We start from the raw sequence: 4936 nt of genomic DNA, 5'->3' as shown, positions 1-4936 counted from the left end.
CCCGCCAGTCGTTGCCGGACAAGCAGCGCAGAAACGACCGGCGGAGGCGGCTGCTGCCACGCCGGCAGTGACCCCCAGCACGCCGCACGGTTTGGCAAAGGAGTCGCCACGGCTGGCAAAACGGGTCAGCGAAATCGCCGCGTGTTCCCGCCGCGAAGCCGATGAATGGATCGAGAACGGCTGGGTCAGCGTAGATGGCGAGGTCATCACCCGCCTCGGTGCACGCGTCAACCCCAAGGCCAGGATCGAGATCGAGGATGCCGCCAGCAAGCACCCCAGCGAAAGCGTTACCCTCCTGTTCAACAAGCCGATCCACCCGGTCGCTGCCGGGTCCGCAGGCGAACGCGATGATGCCGTTGCCCTGATTCGTCCCGACAACCACTGGGCAGAAGACAGCACCACCTTCCGCTTCCAGGCCAGGCATCTGCGCGGCCTGGCGTTGGCCGGCAAACTCGATGCCGACGAGGGCGGCCTGCTGGTGTTCACTCAGGAAGGCAGCGTCGCGCGCCGCCTGACGGGGGGTGATGCAAGACTCGAGAAAGAATACCATGTCCACATCGCAGGCGAGTTGTCGTCGGCTGGCCTGGAGCGGCTCAGGCATGGACTGTCACTGGACAAGGTCAAACTGTTGCGCGCACAGATTTCGTGGTTGAACGAGCAAAAACTGCGTTTCGTTCTGCACGAAAGCAGAAAGCGGCAGATTCAGGGCATGTGCGAACAGATTGGCTTGCGCGTCACCGAGATCAAACGCGTGCGCATCGGCGGCGTTTCGCTCGGCAAGCTGGCTGTCGGGCACTGGCGCTATCTGCGCGCCGATGAGCGCTTCTGAAAAGGCCCAGCCGATGCCCGATCATCCCTCGCCACAGGATCTTGCAGGCTGGCTGGCCTTCATCAGCAGAGCCGAATTGCCCATCCTGCGCCAGACGGCGCGCCACCTCGACGAAGCGCGACAGCAAGTCGACCAGATCAGTGGTCGCGACATCACTGACATCGTGCTGCAGGATCCGCTGTTGGCGATTCGCGTGCTGGCCTACATTCAGGAGGTCAGCCACGGCCGCCTGCACAGCGACATCACGAACATTGCCAGTGCGGTGATGATGCTTGGCATCGACCCATTCTTCCGGAAGTTCGAACAGCCGCTCACCCTCGAAACGATGCTGCGCGGTCAGCGGCAAGCCCTGCTGGGCGTCCTGCAGGTGATCCTGCGAATGCAGCGCGCAGCGCGCTATGCACATGACTGGGCTTTTGCGCGACATGACATGAATGTCGAGGAAGTCGCCCTTGCTGCGCTGCTGCACGGCCTCGCAGAGAGTCTGCTGTGGTGTTTTGCCCCGGATCGGGCGATCGAGATTCGCTCCCGACTGCAGGCCGACCGCCGGCTGAACGACACCGATGTCCAGCGGGAAGTGCTCGGGATTGCGCTGGCCGATCTGCAATTGGCACTCTGCCGAGCCTGGCGCCTGCCCGAGCTGCTGACGACCCTGATGGACAGCGGCAATGCTGGTCTGTCCAGGGTTCAGAACGTGCAACTGGCGGTCAACCTCGCCCGCCACTCGACCGATGGCTGGAATCATCCGGCGATTCCGGACGACCTCAACGCCATCCAGAATTTGTTGCACATCAGCCGCGAGACGCTGCTCAACCGCCTGCAACTGCCGACCGAAGTCCTGCCCAGGTTTCTCGGCGAGGGCCAGGTCAGTTCGGAAAAAGGCGCCTCGGACAAACGCTTCTTCTAATTGTCCTCAATGGTTGAGCGGGCTGGCGGGCGGGGCGGGCCTCCGGCGGCAGTCAGCGGACGAGGTCAGCCGGTCACTGGTGATTGGCATTGGAAATCCTTCCGATGATTCGTCAGCTTGCTCATTGCGCATCAAGACTGCGAGGTGGTGGCCGGCAACTGGCGCTGCTGCGGTATAGTGCCCGCCTCATTCCGCTTGGCGACACGCCCCCATGCCACGTTTGCAACTCTTTGCCATTATCTTCATCGAAGGATTCTGCTCGCTTGGTGCCGAGGTCATCGCACTGCGCCAGATCATCCCGCACCTGGGCAGTTCGATCGTCGTCACCGCGCCGACCATCGCTTTCTTTCTGCTCGCACTGGCGCTCGGCTACCATGCCGGCGCGAAAATCGCCGAGGACTATCTCGAAGTGGTCGCCAGGAACTTCCTGATTGCAGCGCTGCTGATCGGGGTCGGTCTGGCGGGAGTCGGCGTCGACCTGATCTTCGCTGCGCTGCGGCCACCCGAAATCGCCTATCTTGCGCTCGTCACCGGCGTACTCTGCCCGGTCGCCTGGTTGCTCGGGCAGACCGTACCGATCCTCAGCAACCTGCTGCAGCACCAACGTGTCGGCGAGGCCAGCGGCCAGGCGCTGTACTACTCGACACTCGGCTCCTTCCTGGGTTCGTTGTCGCTGTCGCTGCTGGTCATGCAATGGCTCGGCGTTTCCGCAGCCATCGCGCTCTGCGCGCTATTGCTGGTCGTCGGCCACGCGCTGCTGCGTGGTCGCAGTTGGGCAACGGCCGTGGCCGGACTCGCCGTCGTTGCGCTGGTGCTGATCGCCAACACCTGGCTGCGCCCGCAGATCGAGACGGCCTACGCCAGCTATCTGGTGATGCCGGTCGAGTACGATGGCGCGATCAACGGGCGCGCCCTGAAGAACAATAGCTCATTCGCTTCATTGATCGACGAGGCCGAACCGCCGCGCTATGCTCGCTATATCCGGCATATCCGCAGCTTTCTGCTCGACGATCTGGGCTTCCGAAACCGCCGCATCCTGGTTCTCGGCGCCGGTGGTTTCACGCTGTCGCACCGTGAGGCAAGCAACCATTACACTTATGTTGATATCGATCCGGCGGTGCGTACCATTGCCGAGACCTATTTCCTCCACGAGGCGGCAAACGGAGAGTTCATCGCTGATGATGCCCGCCGCTTCGTGATTCGTACCGAGCAGCGCTTTGCGGCGGTACTGGTCGACGTCTATGGCTCGCATACGTCGATCCCCGGCCACCTCGTCACCCGTGAATTCTGGCAGGCGACGCGCCGGGTGCTCGAAGCCGATGGCGTGTTGATTGCCAACCTGATTCTTGACAGTGCCCTCGCCACGCCCTACTCGCGCAACCTGCTGGCAACCATCGAGAGCATCTACGGCCGCTGTGCCGTCGAAGTTCTGCAGAAGCAACAGCAGCTTGCCAATGTGGTCGTCATCTGCCGCAACGGCCAACCGCCGGAGCCGGTCAGCCTCTTCGTCGACGAACGCAACAGCGCCGATTTCGACTTCGCGCGTTCGCGCTGAGCGGCCGTTGCGCGACCAGATGTAAGCGTGACATCAGCCCGCCGACACGTCGCGTCACCGTTGCACCAGGCGAAAACCAGGGTGAATTTGTCCTTCGGGCCAGTATATCTGCCCAGACACGCGGTACTGGCCGCGCTTCAGACGAAGGGCGAGTCGCCGCGGACGGGGAAACGCGTGAACTTTTCCGGGACGACGCGCTGCTCGCGCAGTGCCGGCTGGAGAAGCCGTTTTCGATGCAGGGGTGTCCGGCGTGTGGGGTCATTCGGCGGATCGCCTGGTGGGTACCCTTGCCGCTCAGTGCCGCCATGCGTGGCTGACGATTTCGCGGATCAGGTGCAGGCGGCGGTGAAAGAAGTGGTCGGCGCCGGGAACGACGATGACCGGCAGGTCGAGTGGCTTGGCCCAGGCGATGACGTTGGCCAGCGGCACGGTGGTGTCTTCGGAACCATGAATGACGATGGTGTCTCTCGGCACGGCCTTGGTGTGGTAAGTGCGAGCGCCTTCGACGAAACCCGAGGCGGTGCCGACGAGCACCAGCCGCTGTGCCGGATGGCCGGCTGCGAGCAGCGCTTCGGCGACGCGGGTTGCGACATAGGCGCCGAAGGAGAAACCGGCGAGCGCGACCGGCAGATTGCCGTAACGACACTTGGCTTCCGCGAGCACGGCCAGCAGATCCTGGCTTTCGCCGTTGCCCTCGTCGTGTTTTCCCTCGCTCAGGCCGATGCCACGGAAATTGGGACGCAGCGCCACGTAGTCGAGGTGGATGAAGGTGCGTGCCAGCGTCTGCACCACCTTGTTGGTATTGCCGCCGCCGAACAGCGGGTGCGGGTGGGCGATCAGCGCGATGCCGCGCGGTGCGCCGGGATTCTCGACGGTGATGTCGATCTTGCCGACCGGTCCATCGATCAGCAGTTGTTCTGCCTGCGGTCTCATCGTTTTTCCTTCACTGCTGTCGCGCTGTTTCCGTTCAGATGCGCAGACGGTCGACGACCCGTCCGTGTACCAGATGCTCCTGGATGATCTCCTCGATGTCTTCGCAGTCGACGTAGCTGTACCACACCCCTTCCGGATAGACGACCAGTACCGGTCCCTGGTCGCAACGATCCATGCAGCCGGCCTTGTTGATGCGGATCTTGCCGGCGCCCTTGAGGCGCAGTTCGCCGATGCGGTCCTTGGCGTAGGTCTGGGCGGTGGTGGCACCGGCATTGTTGCAGCAGGTCTCGTCCTCGCCGCGCTGGTTGCAGCAGAAAAATACATGATGCTTGAAATGGCTCATAAGACTGGCTCCTTCGGGTGGATTGCTGGCTGCGGCGCCCGATTCTAACCTCGATTCTGCTGTCACCGTTGCCGGTAGCACACATCAATCTGCAGATCTGCGGATTGCGAGCAACGATATCGCATAAAATGCCCGTAGCCTTGGTGTCTGTGGTCGCGATTCCCTGCCGCGGACGTCTCACCGATGCCCATTCTGGCCATTTATGAATATCTGCGAGGACCCGTACGTCATTCTTGGTGTACACCGCAATGCATCGCTTGACGAAGTCAAGCGCGCGTATCGTCGGCTGGTCATGCAGTGGCACCCGGATCGTAACCACTCGTCGGCAGCCGGCAAAGAGTTCTTGCGCATCCAGGCGGCCTACGAACT

General features: G+C 62.6%; 6 protein-coding genes. 4 read left to right on the top strand and 2 right to left on the bottom strand.

Features of this window, described 5'->3' with window-relative positions; all coding sequences use genetic code 11:
* The 3 genes from CAPSK01_RS12000 to CAPSK01_RS11990 form a co-directional block, all read left to right on the top strand.
* A partial coding sequence (locus CAPSK01_RS12000; RefSeq protein ID WP_273703575.1) for an RNA pseudouridine synthase occupies nucleotides 1-829 on the top strand: 829 nt, incomplete at its 5' end.
* Entirely contained in the window at nucleotides 816-1736 is a 921-nt protein-coding gene (locus CAPSK01_RS11995) for an HDOD domain-containing protein (RefSeq protein WP_273703574.1), read from the top strand. The genes CAPSK01_RS12000 and CAPSK01_RS11995, both read left to right, overlap by 14 nt.
* Before the next feature lie 211 nt (nucleotides 1737-1947).
* The gene (locus tag CAPSK01_RS11990) at nucleotides 1948-3291 is read left to right on the top strand and encodes a fused MFS/spermidine synthase (RefSeq protein ID WP_034926599.1); all 1344 of its coding nucleotides are present in this window, start codon (nucleotides 1948-1950) and stop codon (nucleotides 3289-3291) included.
* A gap of 294 nt (nucleotides 3292-3585) precedes the next feature.
* Here the strand turns inward: CAPSK01_RS11990 and CAPSK01_RS11985 are convergent, their stop codons facing one another.
* Nucleotides 3586-4224 carry an alpha/beta hydrolase gene (locus CAPSK01_RS11985; protein WP_034926598.1) on the bottom strand — a complete coding sequence of 213 codons (639 nt, stop codon included), beginning with the start codon at nucleotides 4222-4224 and terminating at the stop codon, nucleotides 3586-3588.
* Nucleotides 4225-4258: 34 nt separating this feature from the next.
* On the bottom strand, nucleotides 4259-4567 hold the full coding sequence (locus tag CAPSK01_RS11980) for a ferredoxin (RefSeq protein ID WP_034926596.1): 309 nt from the start codon (nucleotides 4565-4567) through the stop codon (nucleotides 4259-4261).
* A gap of 202 nt (nucleotides 4568-4769) precedes the next feature.
* Here CAPSK01_RS11980 and CAPSK01_RS22810 point away from each other — a divergent pair.
* The coding region (locus CAPSK01_RS22810) for a J domain-containing protein (RefSeq protein ID WP_273703590.1) at nucleotides 4770-4936 on the top strand (167 nt) is incomplete at its 3' end.

Source organism: Candidatus Accumulibacter vicinus (assembly GCF_000584955.1).
GTDB lineage: Bacteria > Pseudomonadota > Gammaproteobacteria > Burkholderiales > Rhodocyclaceae > Accumulibacter > Accumulibacter vicinus.
This window is presented reverse-complemented; position numbering and strand designations above follow the sequence as displayed.

Bases quoted from the DNA above. Each gene is read 5' to 3' on its own strand.
- CAPSK01_RS11995 (WP_273703574.1), top strand. From the start codon at position 816: ATGAGCGCTTCTGAAAAGGCCCAGCCGATGCCCGATCATCCCTCGCCA.
- CAPSK01_RS11985 (WP_034926598.1), bottom strand. From the start codon at position 4,224: ATGAGACCGCAGGCAGAACAACTGCTGATCGATGGACCGGTCGGCAAG.
- CAPSK01_RS11980 (WP_034926596.1), bottom strand. From the start codon at position 4,567: ATGAGCCATTTCAAGCATCATGTATTTTTCTGCTGCAACCAGCGCGGC.
- CAPSK01_RS11990 (WP_034926599.1), top strand. From the start codon at position 1,948: ATGCCACGTTTGCAACTCTTTGCCATTATCTTCATCGAAGGATTCTGC.